This is a genomic window from Pseudarthrobacter sp. RHLT3-21 (assembly GCF_059383495.1).
Map to the genome: position 1 here is coordinate 118,092 of NZ_JBWZCI010000001.1, position 21,279 is coordinate 139,370.

Sequence of the window (21,279 nt, forward strand, 5' to 3'; positions counted from 1 at the left end):
ATTCTCGATCGCAAAGCCCTTTGGGCACCTGGTCAGTCATTCTCGAGAGGAATGTTGTTCGATGTCCACACCCACGAAGAAGCCCGGCTCCTCGACAGGCAAGCGGTCCAGGCTCTACTGGGGTGTTCCTGCCGCTCTCGTCGTGCTGGTGCTCGTGGTGCTGCTGGCCAAGTGGATGACCGGCCTTCCTGCGGTGGCCTCGTTCCTGGCTGACTATCCGGGACATTCGGAACTGCCTGACGGCACACCTGTGGGATTCCCGGCGTGGCTGGCCTGGCAGCACTTCCTGAACGGCTTCTTCCTGCTGCTCATCATCAGGACCGGCTGGCAGGTGCGGACCACCACGCGGCCCAGCGGCCACTGGACCCGCAACAACAAAAGTCTGATCAAAACCAAGAACGCGCCCACCAAGATCACGTTGGAGCTTTGGCTGCACCTGACGCTGGACGCGCTCTGGGTCCTCAACGGCCTGGTGTTCGCCATCCTTCTGTTCGCCACCGGCCAATGGATGCGGATCGTGCCCACCAGCTGGGACGTTATCCCCAATGCTCTCTCCGCAGCGCTTCAGTATGCTTCGTTGAACTGGCCCACCGACAACGGCTGGGTCAACTACAACGCCCTTCAGCTGCTGACGTATTTCGCCACTGTCTTCATTGCCGCACCGCTTGCTTTCATCTCCGGCATCCGGACGTCCTCCGCGTGGCCCAAGAAGGCCACCGCCCTCAACAGGGCGTACCCCATTGAGCTCGCGCGGGCCATCCACTTCCCGGTCATGATCTACTTCGTGGCGTTCATCGTGGTGCATGTTTTCCTGGTACTCGCCACCGGTGCGCTGCGGAACCTGAACCACATGTACGGCGGCAGCGACGACGCCGGCTGGTTCGGATTCTGGGTCTTCGTGGCCTCGGTTGCCGTTATGGTGGCAGCCTGGTTCCTGGCCCGTCCCCTCTTCCTTCGCCCTATCGCTTCCCTGATGGGCAAAGTCAGCCGCTGACTTCCGGGCCAGTGGGCGTGTCCCGGCCTGGCTGGTCCTCCCGAAGCTTCTGGTAGGTGGCCAGCGCACGCTCCCTGGACTCGGGGAGTCCCACCACCGGCGCGGGGTAGCCCTGGACATTGGGCTGCTTCCACGGCTCATGGATGGCTTTGCGGTCCATCCGGGCGAGTTCCGGAATGAACTCGCGAAGGTACCGGCCGTCGGCGTCGAACTTTTTGCTCTGCGTCACCGGATTGAAGATACGGAAGTACGGGGACGCGTCGGCGCCTGAGCCTGCCACCCACTGCCAGTTGGCGGGGTTGCTGGCAGCATCTGCATCCACCAGGGTGTCCCAGAACCAGGCCTCGCCGATACGCCAGTCGGCCAGGAGGTTCTTGACGAGGAACGACGCCGCGGCCATCCGGACCCGGTTATGCATCCAGCCCGTCTGCCACAGCTGCCGCATCCCCGCGTCCACCAGCGGATAGCCGGTCCGGCCCCGCTGCCATGCTTCCAGTTCCGCCGCGGTGGGTTGCTGCCATTCGAAGCGGTCGAAGTCCGGCCGATAGTTTCGCGTAGCCAGCTGGGGATTGGCATACAGCAGCTGCCAGCAGAACTCCCGCCAGCCCAGCTCCGACCGGAAGATCCCGACGTCGGGCGTCAACTCGCGCGGGAAGTGGCGGCGGAGCTCATGCCAGACCCGGAACGGGCTGATCTCACCGAAACGAAGATGCGGGGACAGCCTGGAAGTGCCTTCCACCCCGGGAATGTCCCGCCCCGTACCGTAGTCCTGTGCGGGCCCGTCCAGGAAGTCCTCAAGCCTGCTGTGTGCTCCGGCCTCCCCGGGTTCCCAGGTCGCAGCCAGTCCTCCGCTCCAGTCCGGAGTCACGGGCAGCAGTGACCAATCTGCCAGCGTGTCGCTGCCGGCCTGCTTCATCGAACCGGCGACGGCGGGGAAGGGCAGGCGGGCCGGCGCATCCAGTGGCTCACGGGGCTCGCCAGACGATGTGCAGGCCCGCCAGTAGGGCGTGAACACCTTGTAGGGGCCGCCGCTGCCGGTGGTGATGGTCCACGGCTCGAAGAGCAGGTTGGCCTGGAAGCTGGCGGCTTCGATGCCGTTCTCTGCCGCCCAGGCCTTGATGTCCGCGTCCAGGGACCGCTCGGGACCGCCGTAGCGCCGGTTCCACAGCACGTGTTGCGCGCCGGTTTCGGCAACGAGGTCCCGGATCACGCGGCTGGCAGGTCCACGCCGGAGGGTGAGTATGGAACTCGCCTCAGCAAGCGCCGCCGCCAGGGACGTCAGTGAGTGGTGCAGCCACCATCGGGCCGCGCCTCCCAGGGGACGGATTCCGGGGGATTCCTCGTCGAGGATGTAGACCACCGTGAGTGGCAGGCCGAGTTCGACGGCGTGGGACAGGGCGGGGTTATCGTCCAGTCGAAGGTCGTCACGGAGCCAGACGATGGAGGATGCGACGGGGGAGGCCATGGCCTCCACGCTACACATCCGCGACACCAGCCGCACGGGCGGTTGGAGGATCCGTCCGGGCATGGCAAGGGCCGGGGTTCGTGATGAACCCCGGCCCCGGCTGGCCCGCTCAGCGGCGGACGCGGCTGGCTACAGCTTGTCGAAGTCGGCTTCGTCGACCGTGGACTCAGACCGGGCGCCGGAAGCGCCGATGGCCGGCTTGGCGCCACCGGACTTCAGGGCTGCCAGGCGTGCTTCGATTTCCACCTGCTCGCCGAGGTCCTCAAGCTGGTTGAACTGGGCGTCCAGGCTCGATGCGGAAAGCTCCTGCTGGCCGCGGACCTTTGCCTCTTCGCGGCGGATTTTCTCTTCGAAGCGGCCAACTTCGCTGGTGGGATCCAAGAAGTCGATGCTCTTGATGGCATCGTGCACCTGGGACTGTGCCGCGGCCGTCTTGGAGCGCGCCACCAGCTCGTTGCGTTTGCTGGTCAGCTCGTTGAGCTTGCCCTTCATCTGGTCCAGGCCTGACTTGAGCTTGTCCACTACCTCGGTCTGCGAGGCGATGCTCGGCTCAGCACCCTTGGCTTCGCTTTCCGCGGACATCTGGCGCTGCAGGGCTACCTTCGCGAGGTTGTCGAACTTCTCGGCGTCTACGCTATCGCCGGCGCTGCGGTATTCGTCAGCCTTGCGTGACGCGGCGAGGGCCTTGTTGCCCCAGTCCTGGGCATTCTTGATGTCCTCGCGGTAGTCATCCTGAAGCATACGCAGGTTGCCGATGGTCTGGGCGACTGCGGATTCAGCCTCCGCAATATTGTTTGTGTAGTCCCGGACCATCTGGTCCAGCATCTTCTGCGGATCCTCAGCGTTGTCCAGCAAAGTGTTGATGTTTGCCTTTGCCAGCTGTGCGATCCGGCCGAAAATGGACTGCTTAACCATGGTGTTACCTTTCGTCCTGCTCAATGGTGGCCACTGAGATCAGTGAACAGTTGTTGTACCGCTTGTTTCGCCGGCAGGGTGATCCCGTCCGGCGCCTAGCCTTTGTCGGATCAGAAACTTCCCGAGTCTCCGCCGCCGAAATCTCCTCCGCCGAAGTCCCCGCCGCCGGAGTCACCGCCCCAACCGCCGCCGTCACTGTGGCCTCCACCCCAGCCTCCGCCGCTGCCGCCGTTGAGGATGGAGTTGATGAGGATACCGCCAAGGATGGCGCCCCCGAGGCCGCCGCCGCCTCCGCCGCGCCCGCCGAACATGCCCCCGCCGCCGAAGCCCTGGTTGGCGTAGCCACCAAAGTTATCGACATCAGCCTGGGCCAGCTGCGCTGCCTGGGCCGCGAGGGCGTGGGCCTGTTGGGCGTAAGTCAACGCGGTAACGGGATCGTTACGCGAGATGGACAGCGCGTAGTCGAGGTTGCGCTGGGACTCTGCAAGCCGCGTGCGGGCCTCGGTGCCCACGCCGCCACGACGGGCGGTGATGTAATCCGATGTGGCGCTGATCTGCGCCTGCGCCGCCATGATGGTCTGCTGCAGCGACGCCTGCGCGCGGCGGGCCTGGTCCTGCTGGTTCCGGATGCCGGTGAGGGACTGGTCCAGGGCCTGGTGCGCTGTTTCAACGCGCTGCAGGGTGGCGATGGGATCGATTTTCCCGCCCTGGATTTCGGCCTTGACCTGGCCCAGAGCGGCCTCAACGCCGGCGACCGGGCCGGCCAGTTCGGGGTGTTCGCCCGACTGGATCATGGCCTTCGCCTGTGCGAGGTCCTGGGTAGTTTCGACGACGGCCGCATCCAGGCCGTTGCGGGCCCCGTCCAGGCTGGCGGACACCTTGGCGATGGCGTCCAGCAGAACGTTGGTCTGGTGCAGGCTCTCTTCAGATGCCCGCACGGCGACCGCGGCGAGGCTGCCCTCGCCTGCGGTGAGCTTCTCCTGGGCGGTGGCCGTGGCATTCTGCACAAAGTCCAGGCGTTCCTTGGCCTGGGTGATGTTGTCAGCGACTTGCACCAGCGCGCTGTCCGCGTACTTGGCGCGCAAAGCCGTCAGTGACTGTTCGGCACTGGCGATCTTGGCTTCGGCTTCCTGCGCTCCGGCGCTGATGGCTGCCAGTGCCTGCGGGGCGTTCTTCTCGAGCTCGCGGAGCGAGTCGAAGTCGGCCTTCTGTTCCTGGAGAGAGCCGAGCGCTGCCTCTGAACGGCGGATGATTTCGCCGAGCCAGCTGCGCTGCTGTTCTTCCGTGTCCGGGATGTGGTCGTCAAGCTGCTGCTGGAGCTTGAAGGATTCGGACATGTGGGCTTTGGCCTCGGCCAGGGCCTCGGTGAAGTTCCCCACCGCGGCATCGCCGTACTGGGCCTCGGCGAAGCCGAGTTCCTGCTCGCTGGACTTGATGGCGTCGTCGGCCTCGATGATCAGCGAGCCGCTCTTGCGGCGGAGTTCCTCGACGCTGAGCGAAGCCAGCGGATCGAGCTCGACGCCCTGGGGGCCGTAGCTGGCGCTGGATGCCAAGGCCGCCTTCTTCCGCTTGTTGCGGAAGTAAAGGTAGGCGCCGGCTCCACCAGCCGCAACTACTCCCGTGCCAACAAGGACAGCTGCGCCGGCGCCGCCACCCGAGGGGACGTTGCCGCTGCCGCCGCCCGCTGCGTCGCCAATGGCCGCCGCGGTGTCAATCGCTGCTTGGGCGTAATCCTTTTTACCGCCTGCAAGATTGGCCGTGACGGCGTTTTGACTGATGTTGGCTTGTTTGGACCTGATGGTGCTCGCAGCGTCCGTCGCAAAGTAGAACTGGCCTGCTGTTGAGATGGCCAGCAGGACATCGGCCTTGCCCATGGACTTTTGCGTCGCAACGGCCTTGCCCCAGTCCTCCGGCTTCGTGGGGTTCTCGAAGGAGTCCACCGTGACCACATAGAGGTTGTACTTGTGGTCCTTCAGGAGCTTCTGGATGGCTTCCTGGACCTCGCCACTGCGTCCGCCGAGAACCTTGGCGTTATCGACAATGTTCGTTCCGGATGGGATGGTCACCGGGTCTTCAGCCCAGGCCGCGCCGGCAGGAACCGCGAGCAGCCCGGTCAGGCCGATCACGGCGAGGATACGTTTGAACTTTGACCGCATGTGCAACCCTTCAGCACGCCTGACACCGATTCGGGACGAATGAGCGTCTCAGAATGCAGCAGCGCCCCCACGCGTGGTGTAAAGCCGCAGGTCGCTGTGGCATTTCCTTTTGATTCTATGGTGCACCTCTTGGTGCGTCCACAGCGGCGAATATGCCACCAGCGAAACCCTTGGAAGTGCCTGTTAGCAGCGAAATTCGGTCTCACAGCAACCTCCCAGCCAACGTTCGCCCCAGTTCCAGCCAGACGGTACATAGTTAATGCAGACGAGCATGAAAGGAAGTCCAATGACTGAGAACCCAACCCAGGGTGCAGCGCCGGAGAACCGCAATCCGGATGAGAACCGGAACGCGGACCAGAACCCTGCGGAGGCCCGCAGTGACGCTGTCGGTCACAACAATCCGACGGAGCAGCTGGACCGCTCCGGGGCACCCGAGAACCCCACCCAGCCGCTGCCGGGTGCGCCCCGTCCGGGTTATCCTCCCCGCGATCCCTTCTACGGCCAGCAGACACCGGGCCAGCACTCACCGAGCCAGCAGGCTCCCGGCCACCAGTACGCCCAGCACGGAGCGCATTCGGCCGCGCCCGGCGGCTCTGCGGGCCAGAACAGCCCGGGCCAGTACAGCCCGGGCCAGTACGCTTCGGGCCAGTACAACGCTGCCCCGAACCCGGCTGACGCACCGCGCCGCAAAGCGTCCTTCGGCGTTGGGACCCTCGTGGCGAGCATCCTCGCCGCCGGCCTGGTGGGCGGCGGCGTGGCCACGGTCGGTTCGGGCAACCTCTTCAACAATGGCTCGCCGTCGGCCGCGAGCAGCAGCAGCCAGCCTGAGACCGTGATTGTTAACAACAAGGACGATGTCAACGCCATCACGGCGGCCGCACTGAAGGCTTCCCCCAGCGTCGTGACCATCAGCGCTTCCAGCGGCAGCTCCGGCGGGACCGGCTCGGGCATCGTCCTGGACGACCAGGGCCACATCCTGACCAACACCCACGTGGTGACCCTGGATGGCCAGAGCGCCAACGCAGCCCTGGAGGTCCGCACCAGTGCGGGCAAGGTCCTCAAGGCCACACTGGTGGGCACTGACCCCCTTTCTGACCTTGCGGTCATCAAGGTGGACGACGCATCCGGGCTCACCCCTGCCACCCTCGGAGACTCCGGCAAGCTCAACGTCGGCGACACGGCCATCGCCATCGGCTCCCCGCTGGGCCTCACGGGCACCGTCACGGACGGCATCGTGTCAACCCTCAACCGGACCATCAGTGTTGCTTCGTCGGCGGCACCCAAAGAAGGTGACAAGACCGAAAGCGGCGACGGCGGCTTCCAGTTCGCCCCGCCAAACGGTGGCCAGGGCCAAAGCACCGCGAACCAGGGTTCCATCTCCATCAACGTGATCCAGACGGATGCGGCCATCAACCCCGGCAACTCCGGCGGCGCACTGGTCAACACCAAGGGCGAAATCATCGGCGTCAATGTGGCCATCGCGTCCGCCGGCTCCGATTCCGCGTCGAGCGGCAACATCGGTGTGGGCTTCAGCATCCCCATCAACAACGCCAAGCGGGTGGCGCAGGAGATCATCAACACGGGCAAGGCCTCCCACGGCCAGCTGGGTGTGAGCGTCAAGGACAAGTCCTCCAGTGGAACGGCGTCAGGATTCTCCGTCGGCGCTGACGTGGCCACGGTAGAGGCAAACTCACCGGCAGCCAAGGCCGGCATCAAGGTGGGCGATGTGGTGACCAAGTTCAATGACCTGGTCATCAGCGAGCCCAACCAGCTGACCGCGGCCGTCCGCGAGCAGCCCGGCGGCTCCAAGGTCAAGCTCACGGTCCTGCGTAACGGCCAGGAACAGACGTTCGACGTCACGCTTGGAACCGCAGCTGACCAGTAAAGCCTGAGCAGCAGAACACACGGCAAACCATAAACACGGACGACGGCGGGGCTCACCCAAGGTGATCGCCGCCGTCGTCTTTTGTTGCCACCGTCCTGCGCCGCCGCCGTCGTACGTGTTCCCCGTGCGCGCCCGGCAGGGCCGTGACACAGGCGTTAACGGGACGGCAACGGGGGACGGCTATATGGTTAGCTAGGATCTACCCGTACCCCGGGCGTTCCGAGGCCATGACCCCATCCGGCTGGCTGTCCACAAGCATGGAAGGCTGCTGTAAATACAGTGGAAGAGACATTGAAGATCATCGTCCTGGTCAAGCATGTACCGGACGCACAGTTTGACCGTCACCTCACCGGCGAGGGCTACACGACGGACCGTGACGAAAGCATCCTTTCGGAGCTGGACGAATACGCGCTGGAGGCCGCTTTGCAGCTGGCGGAGGCCCGCGGTGGCGCCAAAGCCGGTAACCAGGTCATTGCGCTGAGCATGGGCGCGTCCGGTGCGGTGAACGCGGTGAAGAAGTCACTCCAGATGGGCGCCACCGAAGGAGTGCACCTCACGGACAGTGCGCTGGCCGGCTCAGACGCCGCCGCCACTTCGCTTGCGCTCGCGGCCGCCATCCGCCACCTCGGCACCGGCGCCCCGGTGGACCTTGTCCTCACCGGAATGGCATCCACCGACGGCGAAACGTCACTGGTCCCGGCCCAGCTCGCCGAGCGCCTCGGCCTGCCGCAGGTCACCTTTGCGTCCTCGCTGACGGTCGACGGCGGCCGCCTCACCGCGCGCCGCGACGCCGACACCTACTCGGAGACCGTCGAAGCATCCCTGCCGGCCGTGGTGTCGGTGACGGACCAGATCAACGAGCCGCGCTACCCCAACTTCAAGGGCATCATCGCGGCCAAGCGCAAGAGCATCATCACCCTGTCGCTGGCTGACATCGGAGTTGATCCCGCGCACGTGGGCCACGCCGGATCCTGGACCATAGTGACCGCTGCCGAGGAACGCCCGCCGCGCACCGCCGGAACCATCATCACTGACGAAGGCGACGCCGGCATCAAGCTCGTCGACTTCCTGGCCGCCCAGAAGCTGCTCTAAGAGGGATCACAGACATGGCAAACGTACTCGTATTCATTGACAACCCCGGCGATTCCCTGAAGAAGAGCACCCTCGAACTGCTCACCCTGGGACGTTCCCTCGGAGAGACCGCTGTCGCCCTGAACGGCGATCTGCATCAGGATGTTTCGGCCACGCTCGCCGGATACGGCGTCAGCGCCGTTTTCCGGCCCTCCGCCCAGGACCTGGATGACTACCTCGTCTCGGCTAAGGCAGCTTTTGTCGCGGCCGCCGCCGGTGCCGCCGGCGCAGGCACCGTTCTCCTGGACAACTCGCCCGAGGGCAAAGAGATCGCGGCGCGGCTCGGCATCCGGATCAACGCCGGCGTCATCACCGACGTTGTGGCGGTCGACGCCGACGGTACAGCGCACAAGTCGGTCCTCGCGGGTTCCTACACCACCGCTGCCAGGACCACCACGGCGGTTTCCGTGCTGACGGTGAAGGCCAACAACGTCACGCCGGAGCCGGCATCCGTGGCGTCCGCCCCGGAGAGTTCCACCGTCGAAGTACCGGCGGACGGCACGGCCACGGCGGCCCGCATCACTGCCCGCCAGCAGAAGGTGGCCAGCGGCCGCCCTGATCTGTCGGACGCCCGCATCGTGGTGGCCGGCGGACGCGGAGTGGACGGCGACTTCGGCCCCGTGGAGCAGCTTGCGGACGCCCTCGGTGCTGCCGTCGGTGCTTCCCGTGCAGCCACGGACGCCGGCTGGATCAGCCACGACGCCCAGGTGGGCCAGACCGGCAAGACCGTGTCGCCCCAGCTGTACATCTCCGCCGGTATCTCCGGTGCAATCCAGCAGAAAGCCGGGATGCAGACCGCCAAGGTCATCGTGGCCGTGAACAAAGACGCCGAGTCGCCGATCTTCGAAATCGCCGATTTTGGCATCATCGGGGATCTCTTCGACGTCCTTCCGCAGGCCACCGAAGAAATCAAGAAGCGAAAAGGCTGACCTTGGCCCACACCGCTGCCTCAGCACAGAGCCCGTTCAACCCGGACATCCACCGGATTGGGCGGGTGCTCTGTTTCGCCGCCCACCCGGACGACATCGACTTCGGTGCGGCCGGCACCATCGCCGCCTGGACGGCCGCGGGAATCCAAGTCAGCTACTGCATCATGACCGACGGCGACGCGGGCGGCTTCGACCCGGTGCACCGGGCGGAGATTATCGCCCTCAGGGCGGCCGAGCAGCGCCGGGCCGCCGAACTCGTGGGTGTGACCGACATCCACTACCTCCATGAGCGCGACGGCTACCTGGAACCGACGCACGAGGTGATGAAAGGTGTGGTGAAGCTGATCCGGGAAATCCGTCCCGACGTTGTGCTTGCCATGCATCCGGAACGGAACTGGAACCGCCTCCAGAAAAGCCACCCGGACCACCTTGCCGTGGGGGAGTCCGTGACCCGGGCCGTCTATCCCGCGGTGGAAAACCCGTTCGCCTATCCGGAGCTGGCTGAGGCAGGCCTTGCGGCGTTCAAGCTGCCGTGGCTGTGGCTCTATGCCGGGCCGGAGGAGCGCGAGAACCACTTTGTGGATGTCACCGACCACGTGGACGCCAAGCTCAAGGCACTCCACGTGCACGTGAGCCAGCATCCCGACGTCGGCGCCATGGAAGCAGCGGTGCGGAACGGCATGCACGTGAACGGACGCCGTGCGGGCTTTGCCGAGGGCCGCAGCGCCGAAGCCTTCCACGTGGTCGCCGTCAACGGCCCGGGGACCGTCGCCGGCTTCTAGGAAGTCACGCCTCGCTGAGCCTGCCCCCGTGAGTTTTTGTCCAGATAACGTGCCCTAAACGCCGTTTGAAGCACATTATCTGGACAAAAACTCGGGGGTACGGGACAAAACGGGGCTGTCAGGCTCCGAGAGGTGCGGCAGCCACGGTGGGGAACGTCGGCGTGGCCGAACCGCCCACGGGCTCCACGGTGATGCCGAGCGCTGCAGCGGACGCAATACCCTTCACCACGGCAGGCTTCGACAGGGCAGCTTCGTCCATCAGGCCCTGGGAAACCGGTGCCGAGCCGTCCTTCGGGATCAGCCACATCTGGTAGACCTTGCCGGCCGGCGGCGCGGGTACACCGTTCATTTTGACCACCACGGCATCCTTCGACGACGAAATCAGCACGGTGGCGGTGCCGCCGGCGGAGACGGGTACGGATGCTTCGCGGACGTCGCCGGCCCGGACCACCTGGTTCAGGGGATCGTTCTGGTCCGTGATGTAGGCACCCACGCCCACGCCACCGAGGGCGATCACGGCGGCGGCTGCCACTGCGGTGAGCCAGCGGCGGGCGCCGGCAGGCCGGCGTCGTTCTTCCCTGCGGACCCTGGCCGCCGCGAGCTCATCCAGGGCTTCTGCCGGCGGCTGTGCGGCCGGCGTGGCGGTGGCGGCAGGCGCAACGACTGCGATAGGCCCATCGGCGGGCAGCTGCGCGAGGGACGGCAACTGCGAAACGATCCGTGCGAAAAGATCCGCGGGAGGCTCGGCCTCAGCCGTAAAGGACGTCGCGAGGGTCTCCCTGGCCTGGCGGACACGCTCAAAGAAGGCGCTGCGCTCGGCATCGGGTGCAGCGGAGATGTACAGGTCAATGGCGGTGCGTTCGGCATCGCTGATGGCGTCCAGGGCATAGAGCTCGGCGAGGTCCACGGCCCGCCCGGATTCCAGGTCGGCGGCGATCTCAGTTCCGAACGAGCCGGGACGGCGGGTGCCTCCCTGACTATTCATTTCTGTCATCTCAACTCACCCCCAGACAGGTCTTCAAGCGGATCAGTCCGTCGCGGATGCGGGACTTGATGGTGGGTACTGCCGCGTTTAGCTTTTCGGCGACTTCGCGGTAAGTGAGGCCGCCGTAGTAGGCCAGCCGCACGGATTCCTGTTGCGTATCGGTCAGCGTTTCCAGGCACCGGACCACCGCCTCGGCCTCGAGCTTGCTGTCTACCTCGGCGGAGACGGAGTCGTGGTCCACGTCCTGGCTGCTGGCGCCGTACTTGGCCTCACGGTCGGTGGCTGACTGCGAGGAACGGACCTTGTCCACGGCCCGGCGGTGCGAAATGGTCATCAGCCATGAGAGCGGACTGCCCGCTTCCGGGTTGAACTTCGCGGCGTTCTGCCAGACCTGGAGGAAAACCTCCTGCGTGGTGTCTTCGCTGAGTTCGGGATCGATGAGGACTCGCCGCGCCATGCCGAACACCCTGCGCGATGTCAATTGGTAGAACTCGGCAAACGCGGCCTGGTCGCCGCCTGCTATGCGGGCGAGCAGCCCGGCCAAGCGCTTGCTGAGATCCGCCGGTGAGTCAGTGACTGCGGCCGGGGTGTTTGGCGCGTTGGGAGTTTCCATCACTACCCAGCATAGGTCGCCCGGCGGTGAAACCTGAGCATCGCGGGCGGTGCTGCCCCTGGTAAAGGGGAAAGCCGGCGGCGCCGCCCGCTTCGTTTCTAGCAGTGTCACCCGCCGCTCCTTCCTCGCCCCGGAATTGCTGTCAGGAGTGATTCGGTGCGGGCAGCCCCGCGGATGGGCCGCAAGCGCTCAAATCTGGGCGCCGGAAAATCCTTGCTGGCGCCAGGCCTCGTAGACAGCAATGGACGCCGCATTGGCCAGGTTCAGCGAACGCAGGGACGGCAGCATGGGGAGCCGCACGGTGGCCGTGACATGCGGATCGCTCTTGAGGTGTTCAGGCAGGCCCACTGATTCCTGGCCGAACATCAGGACATCGCCGGGGCGGTAGGCGATGTCCGCGTAGCTGGCGGTGCCGTCCGAGGTGAAGGCGTACACACGCTCCGGCTGCAGTTTGCGCCAGGCATCCTCGATGCTTTTGTGAACGGTGACGACGGCGAGGTCGTGGTAGTCCAGGCCGGCGCGCCGGAGCTTGGCATCGGAGAAATCAAAGCCGAGGGGTTCCACCAGGTGCAGTTCGGCGCCGGTAATGGCGGCCAGCCTGATCGCGTTGCCGGTGTTGCCGGGGATTTCGGGGGCGTGGAAGAGGATTCGGAACACCGTCCAATCCTAGTCAACCAATCCCGGTCAACGGTTCAGTGCATGCAGCCGGGTAAACGCAACCCAACGCCGGCAGCAGCTCAGTGCATGCCGCGCAGCAGCCTGGCCAGGACGGATACATTGACGGTGTTGGGTGTAGGACCGGAGGAGAGGAAGTGCTTGAGGCCGCGGACCAGGCCTGCCGCGTTCACCACCTGGATGGTTTCGGAGGGGCCGGCTGTTCGCCGGTGGCGGTCGATGACGGGTTCGTGGAGGTTGCCGTCGGCGCTGTGGATGACTGTCCAGCCGGTGACGTTCAGTTCCGGGAAGATGTCCTGCATGGCCCGGACAACGTGGGCCAGTTGCGGCGGCGCGATGGAACGTCCACCGTGGTTCAGCGTCTGTCCGTCCCAGGCATAGGCACCCTTGGGCAGGAGCATGGACCCGATGAGCGCCAGCCGGTAGCCCGACAGGAGCGCATGGTCGATATGGGTGTTGTCGGCGGGGGACTGCATGCCATTTACGAGCCGGGCTGCAGGAATCGCGGGCAGGACCTGGCGGGTGATGAGCTGCACGGTGCGCAGTTCGCGCTGGATCCGGGCCTCGGCACCAAAGATGCCGCGTTTGCGCGGCATCCCGTGTACCTGCTGGCTGGCCTGGGCGAACGGGATGAGCGGCACCGTGCCGGACGCCTCGAAGGCCGCCGCGTCGTAGGGCGGGACGTAGAGGGGCGGGTCTCCCGCGGTATTCCGGGGCGTGGTGGGCCTGTGCACCGTGGCCGAGGCGTGGCTGCCCGCCGCCGGCGCATCAAAGTGCGCTTCCGCGGCGCCCGCGCCGGCAGAATTGCCGGCCGTGCCTGCGGCATACGAGCGGTCGTAGGCCTTCCGGCGCGTGGGGTCTATCAGGGTTTCGTAGGCTGCCGTCACCTGCCGGAAGGCAGCGGCGTCCCCGCCGTGGTCAGGATGGGCCTTTCGCGCGGCCCGGCGGTAGGCCACCTTGATCTCCTTGTCGGTGGCTGCCACGGCGACACGGAGCACCTCGTAGTGGGAGCTGCTGCTCTGGGTCAAGCACTCATCCTTTTTTGTCGTCTGGCCAGTCCACGGCAGGCAGCCCGGTGGGCCCCAGTTTACGGCCTGCCCACACAACGTCTGCGCAGGCCTCAGTGGTTCCCGTGGCCGGCGTCTAGACTCTTTGAGGATGACGGCAGGCTGGCCGTCCGGGCGAACATATTGGGGTGGGCGTGAAGGCACAGGCGGCGGCTGTACTCGTGGCGGGGGCGCTGCTTGGCGTGACAGGACTGGGAGGCTGCAGTGTTGGCGTGCCCGATCCGGCCGCCCCGAAAGTGGAGGCAACCGTCACCGCCCTGGCCACCCCCACCATTACTCCTGGCCATGACGCAGAAGCGGTGGCGGCCAAGGACATGCCGTTCTCCGCTGGCGGTTCACTGGCCGCAGGGGTCCCCGTGGGCATCTCCGACGGCCTCAAGGAGGCACCCGGCTGGCAGCAGGTTAAGGAGAACGTGGCCGGCGAGAGTCAATTCCTGAAGGCCGATGGCTGCCTGGTTGCGGCCAAGGTCCGCACCAATCAGGTCCCGCTGGCGCTCCAGGACGACAAGGAGTCAACTGTTGGCCTCTTCACGTACCTGGATCCAAGCATCCTGCCCGGATATCTGAAGGCCGCGACGATGCGCTGGGGCGGTGAGCCTGGCAAGCCGGGGCCGTCGGCCGAAGTGCTGGTGTTGGAGAAACCCGGCCAACCGGGCGTCAGGTCCACGGCCGTTATGGCCCGGGTGTTCGGTGCCGCCGCATCATCGGTCTACATTTCCGTGGCCTGCCCGGACGACGCCACACTGGCAGCCGCCCGGGCCGACGTCGCAGAACGCCTCCTGGTGGTCCCGCCGTCGAACTAGCCGTGCCGGTTACCTAACGTGCCTGCGCCAGGACCCGGCGGGGGAAAGGCGGTTCAGGGCAAGCGCGCCCACGAGCAGGCCGAAGTCCCGCAGGGCCACGTCGTAGAAGCTGCCCAGGACCAGCAGGTTGATGATGATTCCCAACAGCCAGACGGCAACGAGCAGGGAACCGAACCGGGGACGGGCCGCCACCGCTATACCGGCGATGATCTCCACGACGCCGACGATGTACATAAACGTCTGCGCCGACACCGGCACCACGGACGTGGCAACCGGCGCGAGGTAGATGGTCCAGTCGGTCAGGATGTTGCTGAACTTGTCCAGACCGAAGAGAATCGGTGCGACGGTGAAGACGGTGCGCAGCAGGAAGAACGCCTGCCTGTCCGGTGCCATCGCCTGAAGCCGACCGCCTGCGTTGATTTTCGCGTTGGTTGTCATGGTGGACTCCTTCTAAAAGTAGGTATCATTATTTTAGAAAGATCGGCACCATTAAGCAATGGATGTTGTTTTTAGAGTGAGGGGCACAGGGTGCGCAGACTTCCGTGGGGCCGCCGCATGGCGGCCGTCGCGTCATTGGGCGACGAGAAGCGCCGGCAGCTATTTGAGCTGATTGCCGCCTCGGATACCGCAGTCGGGCGCGATGATGCCGCGCTGGCCCTGGGGCTGCCAAGGAGCACGGCATCCTTCCACCTCGACAGGCTCGTCCGGGACGGACTCCTTGCGGTGGAATTCCACAAGGCTGCCGGGAAGTCGGGTCCGGGCTCCGGGCGGCCAGCGAAAATGTACCGGCAGGCAGCAAGCGAGGTCGGCGCCTCCGTGCCTGACCGCAACTATGATCTCGCCGCTGAGCTGTTGGTCGCAGCGATCGAGCATTCCACAGCGACCGGCGGCGCGGTGGGCGGTTCCCTGCTGGCCACGTCGTACGGCAAGGGCCAGGCGCTGGCCTCCGGCGCCGCAAGCCTGGCGGACTTCCTTGCAGGAGAAGGCTACGAGCCCCGGCCTGACGGCTCGGGCGGCTATGTGCTGGTGAACTGCCCGTTCCATCGGCTCTCGGAAGCGCACCCGGACGTTGTCTGCGCCATGAACGGGTCATTTCTGCAAGGCGCGGCGGCGGCGTGCGGGGAGTCGGAGGAGCGGGTGGCGCCGAACAGTGAGCCGGGCCAGTGCTGTGCCAGGATCACCCCGCCCTGACGCCTGATCAGCCAGGGCCGCGGATGCGCGCCCCTGGGCGCCGCTAGAATTGACGTGTGCCCGTCTACCTCGATCATGCAGCCACCACGCCACTTTCTGCCGAGGCGCTGGCAGTCCTGACCCGGGAGCTTTCCCGCACCGGCAATCCTTCGTCCCTGCACGGCTCGGGCCGCCGTGCCCGGCGCTCCGTGGAGGACGCCAGGGAAGCCATCGCGACGGCGGCCGGCGCCCATCCCTCAGAGGTCATCTTTACGTCCGGGGGCACTGAGTCGGACAACCTTGCCGTCAAGGGCCTGTACTGGGCCCGTTCCGGCGAGGACCCGGCACGGCGACGCATCCTCTGCTCCGCCGTCGAGCATCATGCCGTGCAGGACACCGTGGAATGGCTGGAGCGGCACGAGGGCGCCGCTGTCACGTGGCTTCCCGTGGACAGCGAAGGCGTGGTGGACCTGGACGTCCTCGCCGCCGAGCTGGCCCGGGACCCCGGGACCATTGCGCTCGTGACGGTCATGTGGGCCAACAACGAGGTGGGCACCATCCAGCCGGTGCACAGGATTGTGGAGCTGGCGCATGCCGCCGGCGTGCCGGTTCATTCGGACGCAGTGCAGGCGTTCGGCTCGGTGCCGGTGGATTTCAAGGCCTCCGGACTGGACGCCATGTCCGTTTCCGGGCACAAGATCGGCGGACCGGTGGGCGTTGGTGCCCTCCTGTTGGGGCGGGCTGTCAAGCTGACACCGGTGCAGCACGGCGGCGGCCAGGAACGCGACGTGCGCTCCGGGACGCTGGACACGGCGTCCATCGCCGCCTTCGCTGCGGCCGCCGCAGCTGCCACCGCACACTTCGCCGTGGAGTCCGAGAGGATCGCGGCACTGCGGGACAGGCTAATCGACGGCGTCCTCGCGCAGGTGCCCGAAGCTGTGCTCCGTGGCGCGCCGGGGGAGGGGCGGCTGCCCGGCAATGCGCATTTCACCTTCCCTGGCTGCGAGGGTGATTCCCTGCTGTTCCTGTTGGATCTGGCGGGGGTGGAATCCTCTACGGGATCGGCCTGCACAGCCGGTGTCCCGCGCCCGTCCCACGTGCTGCTGGCCATGGGGCTGGACGAGGCGACAGCCCGCGGTGCGCAGCGCTTCACCCTGGGGCATGCCTCAACCGACGGGGACGTGGATGCTTTGCTGAAAGCCCTCCCCGGCGCGTACCAGCGCGCCCGCCAGGCAGGGATGGCCGGGCATGAATCCTCGATCCAGACTGCGGGAACGGTAGCGCGTCAGGCGTCCTCCGGCAGGAGCTGATCGAGTCCAGCGGAGCTGTCGGCCAGCCGCTCTGCTGTGACTGGCGTCCTGGCCGAGATGAGGGCCTTGATGGTCTTCTGCGCGCCGGGCTGTGGCTTTCGCGGCCAGTTGACGCTCATGCCGGCCACCACCCTGGAATCCTGCTGCCAGAACGCGATGAACGCCTTGTCCTCCAGCGATCCCCGGATCACCGGCTCAGCGCCGGCAGCCAGGGCCGGGAAGCCGGAGTACTCCATGCTGACGTCGTACTGGTCGGTGTAGAAGTAGGGGATGGTGCTCAGGACGGCGTCCTGGCCGAGCATGGCCCTGGCGGCCACCTTTCCGCCGTTCAGGGCGTTGGACCAGTGCTCGCTGCGGTGGTGCTTACCGGTGAAGGGGTGCAGGGCGTTGGCGGTGTCGCCGGCGGCAAAAATGCCGGGCGCGCTGGTCCGCAGGGAGGCGTCCGTGAGGATCCCGTTGTCCAGGGCGAGGCCGGCCGCCTGCGCGAGTCCAGTCTCGGGAACCACGCCGACGGCGATGACCACGATGTCCGCCGGGAGCACCTCTCCGGTATCAGTGACCACTCCGGCGACAGCCCCGCCGTCGCCGGTGATTTCCCGCGCTGAGGCAGGAAGCCGGAAGCTCACTCCGTTGGCTTCGTGGAGACTGCGGAAGAACCTTCCGAGGTCAGGTCCGATAGCCCCGGCCAAGGGGATCTCTTCCAGTCCGAGGAGGGTGACGTTGTTGCCGTACGTGGCGGCGGCCGCAGCAAGTTCCATGCCAATCCAGCCGGAGCCGATCAGCACCACGTTCAGGCCTCCCGCCGCGAGGCCGGTGCGCAGCCGCCGGCTGTCATCCAGCGTGCGGAAGGTGGTTACGCCGGCAAGGTCGCTGCCGGGCAGGCGCAGGGTGCGGGGCGTCGCCCCGGTGGCGAGCAGCAGGGAGCCGTATGCCAGCGTGCTGCCGTCGTCCAGGTCCAGCGTCCTGGCGTCCGGCCGGATGCCCGTGACGCGGACACCCAGGCGGAGGCCGACGTCGTTCTCCGCGTACCAGCCTGGCGGCACCACCGGGACGGCGTCCTCGGCGGCCTTGCCCAGCAGATACTCCTTGGACAAGGGCGGGCGCAGGTAGGGATGATGGCGCTCTGCGCCGATGATAGTCACCGGGCCGGCGAACCCTTCTGCCCGCAGGGTCTTGGCAGCGGTGGCCCCGGCCAGTCCGCCGCCGGCAATCACGATGTCCTCCGAGGTAGCAATGTCCTCAGCCATGTCCGCCCGATTCCCGCTGATGCGTGCTCGAAGTCTAAAACTGTTAATTCTGACTTTAGAAGTGAAGGCCGGCGGGGTCAAGGGTCTTTCGGGGAGGATTCGGCGTGGCGATAGAATGGTGCGGCAGGCATTGTGCTATTCCTGCGGCGGCCGGTTGAACGGCAGCCGCCCTCTGCCCGCATCCCCCGAACCCTAAAGAAAGCCAGCATGCGAGTTCTAGCAGCCATGAGCGGTGGAGTCGACTCCGCCGTTGCCGCAGCACGTGCCGTTGAAGCCGGGCACGACGTCGTAGGCGTTCACCTTGCGCTGTCCAGGATGCCCGGCACCCTGCGGACGGGCAGCCGCGGCTGCTGCACCATCGAGGACTCGCGAGATGCCTGGCGGGCTTGCGATGTGCTGGGTATTCCGTATTACGTCTGGGATTTCTCGGAGCGGTTCAAGGAAGACGTGGTCCAGGACTTCATTGATGAGTATGCGGCCGGGCGAACCCCCAACCCCTGCATGCGCTGCAATGAGCGGATCAAATTTGCTGCCCTGCTGGAGAAGGCCATCGCCCTGGGCTTTGACGCCGTCTGCACCGGGCATTACGCCAAGGTCATCAAGGACGCCGACGGCAACCCCGAGCTTCACCGGGCCGCGGACTGGGCCAAGGATCAGAGTTATGTCCTGGGTGTCCTGACCCACGAGCAGCTCAAGCACTCCATGTTCCCGCTGGCGGATACGCCCTCCAAGGCTGAGGTGCGGGCAGAAGCCGAGCGCCGCGGACTGTCGGTGGCCAACAAGCCCGACAGCCACGATATCTGCTTCATTCCCGACGGCGACACCGCGGGCTGGCTCGCCGAGAAGATCGACATGAGCACCGGTGACATCGTGGACGAGACGGGCTCGAAGGTGGGGGAGCACCCGGGAGCCAACGCGTTTACGGTGGGCCAGCGCCGCGGCCTGAAGCTCGGCACACCTGCAGCGGACGGCAAGCCCAGGTTCGTCCTGGAGATCCGGCCCAAGGAAAACAAGGTGGTGGTGGGGCCGCAGGCGCTGCTGGCCATTGACGAGATCCGCGGCATCAAGGTGTCGTGGGCCGGCCTGCCCATCGCGGAAATCGAAACGGGCGCCGAGTTTGACTGCTATGCCCAGGTCCGCGCCCACGGGGACCCCGTGCCGGCAACCGCGCGTATGCTGCCCGGCGAGGATGCACCCCAGCTGCTGGTCACCCTGACGGATCCGTTGCGCGGTGTGGCGCCCGGCCAGACGGTGGTCCTGTACCAGGGCAGCCGCGTCCTGGGCCAGGCCACCATCGACGCTGCCCGGTCTTTGCAGCGCGCGGAGCTCTGAGGCGGAGCAAATTTACCCTGGTCAGGTAAATTTTGTGTCTCAACTCACAAAAAAGCCGGTTGATGAGTCCGGCGTCTGGTTGAATCTAGGCATCAGGACAGCGCGCTGCCCGCTTTAGCCAAGACACCCATTAGCGGGCGGCAAGCGCGTACTCATCGAACAGAAAGTTCACAGATGACCAAGAGCACCAAAGCCTTGCGGAGCGTTATCGCGCTCGCAGGCGTTTCCGCCTTCGCATTGACGGCCTGCACCGGCCCAACCGGCGGCGGCGGTGGCAGCACAGCATCGGAGAATGTAAGCAGCGTCATTGCGTACGGAACCACAGACAAAGTCACCTCACTGGACCCGGCGGGCTCGTACGACAACGGTTCGTTTATGGTGATGAACCAAGTTTACTCGTTCTTGTTGAACTCCAAACCTGGTGGCGCCGATCCAGTGCCGGACCTGGCCGAATCGTCCTCGTTCACCAAGCCCACCGAATTCACGGTCAAGCTTAAGAGCGACCTCAGATGGGCCAACGGACATGTGCTTGATTCCAAAGACGTCAAGTTCTCCTTTGATCGCCAGCTTAAGATCAACGATCCCAATGGCCCGGCATCACTGCTGACCAACATCGAGTCCATTGCTACCCCTGATGCCAGCACTGTGGTTTTCACACTGAAGAAGGCGAACGACCAAACGTTCCCGCAGATTCTGACCAGCCCGGCCGGTCCGATCGTTGACGATGAAGTCTTCCCGGCAGACAAGCTCCTCAGCGACGAGGAAATTGTCAAGGCCAACGCCTTCTACGGCCAGTACGTCATCGACTCCTTCAACAAGAACACGCTGGTCAGCCTGAAGGCATGGCCGGACTACAAGGGCGTGCTTGGCAAGCCGGCCAACGCAGGGGCCACCATCAAGTACTACACCGATCAGACCAACATGAAGTTGGAGGTCAAGGGCGGCCAGATCGATGTTGCCAACCGCAGCCTGAGCGCCACGGACATCGACGACCTTAAAAAGGACTCCAAAGTCAAGGTCCATGTCGGTCCCGGCGGCGAGATGCGGTACATCGTCTTCAACTTCGACACCATGCCGTACGGCGCCAAGGCTCCGGACGCTGACCCGAAGAAGGCGCTTGCCGTCCGGCAGGCCGCTGCGGACCTCATCGACCGCCAGGCCATTTCGGAGCAGGTCTACAAGGGTACCTACCTGCCGATGTGGTCCAACGTCCCCTCCGGTTTCGTAGGCGCCAACGAATCCTTCAAGCAGGCGTACGGGGATGGCTCCGGCAAACCCAGCCTGGACAAGGCCAAGAAGGTCATGGCCGACGCCGGTATCACAGGCCCCGTGACCATCAAGCTGCAGTACAACCCCGACCACTACGGCAAGTCTTCCGGTGACGAATACGCCATGGTCAAGGACCAGTTGGAGAAGAGCGGACTGTTCACGGTGGATCTGCAGTCCACCGAGTGGGTCACGTATAACTCGGCGTCCAAGAAGGACAGCTACCCCGTCTTCCAGCTTGGCTGGTTCCCGGACTTCAGCGACGCGGACAACTACCTGACACCCTTCTTTGTGGGCGGTGGCTTCATGAACAACCACTACTCAAACGCTGAGGTCGAAACGCTGGTCGCCAAGCAGCTGGTCACTGCGGACAAGGCTGAACGTGAGAGGGCCATCCAGGAGGTCCAGAACCTGCTTGCCAAGGACATCTCCACCCTGCCGTTGCTGCAGGGTGCCCAGGTAGCCGTTTCAGGGACCGATGTGAAGGGCGTGGAATCCACCCTGGATGCGTCGTTCAAGTTCCGGCTCGGCACCGTTTCCAAGTAGCGACCTGG

General features: G+C 65.6%; 19 protein-coding genes. 10 read left to right on the forward strand and 9 right to left on the reverse strand.

Annotation, left to right across the window (positions count from 1 at the left end; all coding sequences use genetic code 11):
- Positions 1-61 precede the first annotated feature (61 nt).
- On the forward strand, positions 62-994 hold the full coding sequence (locus tag AC50YA_RS00570) for a cytochrome b/b6 domain-containing protein (RefSeq protein WP_494980462.1): 933 nt from the start codon (positions 62-64) through the stop codon (positions 992-994).
- Here AC50YA_RS00570 and AC50YA_RS00575 read toward each other — a convergent pair.
- The 3 genes from AC50YA_RS00575 to AC50YA_RS00585 form a co-directional block, all read right to left on the reverse strand.
- Positions 984-2,459, reverse strand: coding sequence for a cryptochrome/photolyase family protein (locus tag AC50YA_RS00575; RefSeq protein ID WP_494980463.1), 1,476 nt, complete (start codon positions 2,457-2,459; stop codon positions 984-986). The two genes, AC50YA_RS00570 and AC50YA_RS00575, sit on opposite strands and share 11 nt — an antisense overlap.
- 129 nt (positions 2,460-2,588) lie before the next feature.
- The gene (locus AC50YA_RS00580) at positions 2,589-3,374 is read right to left on the reverse strand and encodes a PspA/IM30 family protein (protein ID WP_494980464.1); all 786 of its coding nucleotides are present in this window, start codon (positions 3,372-3,374) and stop codon (positions 2,589-2,591) included.
- A gap of 110 nt (positions 3,375-3,484) precedes the next feature.
- The gene (locus tag AC50YA_RS00585) at positions 3,485-5,530 is read right to left on the reverse strand and encodes a TPM domain-containing protein (protein WP_494980465.1); all 2,046 of its coding nucleotides are present in this window, start codon (positions 5,528-5,530) and stop codon (positions 3,485-3,487) included.
- Between the two features lie 286 nt (positions 5,531-5,816).
- Between AC50YA_RS00585 and AC50YA_RS00590 the strand changes: the two genes are divergently transcribed.
- The 4 genes from AC50YA_RS00590 to AC50YA_RS00605 all read left to right on the forward strand — a co-directional run bounded on the left by AC50YA_RS00590 (position 5,817) and on the right by AC50YA_RS00605 (position 10,257).
- Positions 5,817-7,415, forward strand: coding sequence for a S1C family serine protease (locus AC50YA_RS00590; protein ID WP_494980466.1), 1,599 nt, complete (start codon positions 5,817-5,819; stop codon positions 7,413-7,415).
- Between the two features lie 291 nt (positions 7,416-7,706).
- The gene (locus tag AC50YA_RS00595; RefSeq protein ID WP_494980825.1) at positions 7,707-8,507 is read left to right on the forward strand and encodes an electron transfer flavoprotein subunit beta/FixA family protein; all 801 of its coding nucleotides are present in this window, start codon (positions 7,707-7,709) and stop codon (positions 8,505-8,507) included.
- Between the two features lie 14 nt (positions 8,508-8,521).
- Entirely contained in the window at positions 8,522-9,475 is a 954-nt protein-coding gene (locus tag AC50YA_RS00600; RefSeq protein ID WP_494980467.1) for an electron transfer flavoprotein subunit alpha/FixB family protein, read from the forward strand.
- A gap of 2 nt (positions 9,476-9,477) precedes the next feature.
- Positions 9,478-10,257 (forward strand): PIG-L deacetylase family protein, encoded by a 780-nt coding sequence (locus tag AC50YA_RS00605; RefSeq protein ID WP_494980468.1) that lies wholly within the window; start codon positions 9,478-9,480, stop codon positions 10,255-10,257.
- Positions 10,258-10,375: 118 nt separating this feature from the next.
- Here AC50YA_RS00605 and AC50YA_RS00610 read toward each other — a convergent pair whose 3' ends face one another.
- From AC50YA_RS00610 to AC50YA_RS00625, 4 genes are all read right to left on the reverse strand, one after another.
- On the reverse strand, positions 10,376-11,251 hold the full coding sequence (locus AC50YA_RS00610; RefSeq protein ID WP_494980469.1) for an anti-sigma factor: 876 nt from the start codon (positions 11,249-11,251) through the stop codon (positions 10,376-10,378).
- A gap of 1 nt (position 11,252) precedes the next feature.
- Positions 11,253-11,855 (reverse strand): sigma-70 family RNA polymerase sigma factor, encoded by a 603-nt coding sequence (locus tag AC50YA_RS00615; protein WP_494980470.1) that lies wholly within the window; start codon positions 11,853-11,855, stop codon positions 11,253-11,255.
- 189 nt (positions 11,856-12,044) lie between these two features.
- Positions 12,045-12,512, reverse strand: coding sequence for a tRNA (cytidine(34)-2'-O)-methyltransferase (locus AC50YA_RS00620; protein ID WP_160672321.1), 468 nt, complete (start codon positions 12,510-12,512; stop codon positions 12,045-12,047).
- An 80-nt stretch (positions 12,513-12,592) separates the two neighbouring features.
- The gene (locus AC50YA_RS00625) at positions 12,593-13,558 is read right to left on the reverse strand and encodes a J domain-containing protein (protein ID WP_494980471.1); all 966 of its coding nucleotides are present in this window, start codon (positions 13,556-13,558) and stop codon (positions 12,593-12,595) included.
- A gap of 167 nt (positions 13,559-13,725) precedes the next feature.
- On the opposite strand from AC50YA_RS00625, the gene AC50YA_RS00630 reads away from it, so the two are divergent.
- A complete protein-coding gene (locus tag AC50YA_RS00630; RefSeq protein ID WP_494980472.1) occupies positions 13,726-14,400 on the forward strand; it encodes a hypothetical protein in 675 nt (224 codons plus the stop codon).
- A 9-nt stretch (positions 14,401-14,409) separates the two neighbouring features.
- On the opposite strand, the gene AC50YA_RS00635 is transcribed toward AC50YA_RS00630, so the two are convergent.
- On the reverse strand, positions 14,410-14,838 hold the full coding sequence (locus AC50YA_RS00635) for a hypothetical protein (RefSeq protein ID WP_494980473.1): 429 nt from the start codon (positions 14,836-14,838) through the stop codon (positions 14,410-14,412).
- A 90-nt stretch (positions 14,839-14,928) separates the two neighbouring features.
- On the opposite strand from AC50YA_RS00635, the gene AC50YA_RS00640 reads away from it, so the two are divergent.
- Positions 14,929-15,591, forward strand: coding sequence for a helix-turn-helix transcriptional regulator (locus AC50YA_RS00640; RefSeq protein WP_494980474.1), 663 nt, complete (start codon positions 14,929-14,931; stop codon positions 15,589-15,591).
- 56 nt (positions 15,592-15,647) lie between these two features.
- Positions 15,648-16,880, forward strand: coding sequence for a cysteine desulfurase family protein (locus AC50YA_RS00645; RefSeq protein WP_494980475.1), 1,233 nt, complete (start codon positions 15,648-15,650; stop codon positions 16,878-16,880).
- On the opposite strand, the gene AC50YA_RS00650 is transcribed toward AC50YA_RS00645, so the two are convergent.
- Positions 16,856-18,127 carry an NAD(P)/FAD-dependent oxidoreductase gene (locus AC50YA_RS00650; protein WP_494980476.1) on the reverse strand — a complete coding sequence of 424 codons (1,272 nt, stop codon included), beginning with the start codon at positions 18,125-18,127 and terminating at the stop codon, positions 16,856-16,858. The genes AC50YA_RS00645 and AC50YA_RS00650 overlap by 25 nt on opposite strands.
- Positions 18,128-18,334: 207 nt before the next feature.
- Here AC50YA_RS00650 and mnmA point away from each other — a divergent pair, with 207 nt between their 5' ends.
- Positions 18,335-19,459, forward strand: a complete 1,125-nt coding sequence (gene mnmA / locus AC50YA_RS00655) for a tRNA 2-thiouridine(34) synthase MnmA (RefSeq protein ID WP_494980477.1) — start codon at positions 18,335-18,337, stop codon at positions 19,457-19,459.
- Between the two features lie 174 nt (positions 19,460-19,633).
- Positions 19,634-21,271, forward strand: coding sequence for an ABC transporter substrate-binding protein (locus AC50YA_RS00660; RefSeq protein ID WP_494980478.1), 1,638 nt, complete (start codon positions 19,634-19,636; stop codon positions 21,269-21,271).
- Positions 21,272-21,279 lie beyond the last annotated feature (8 nt).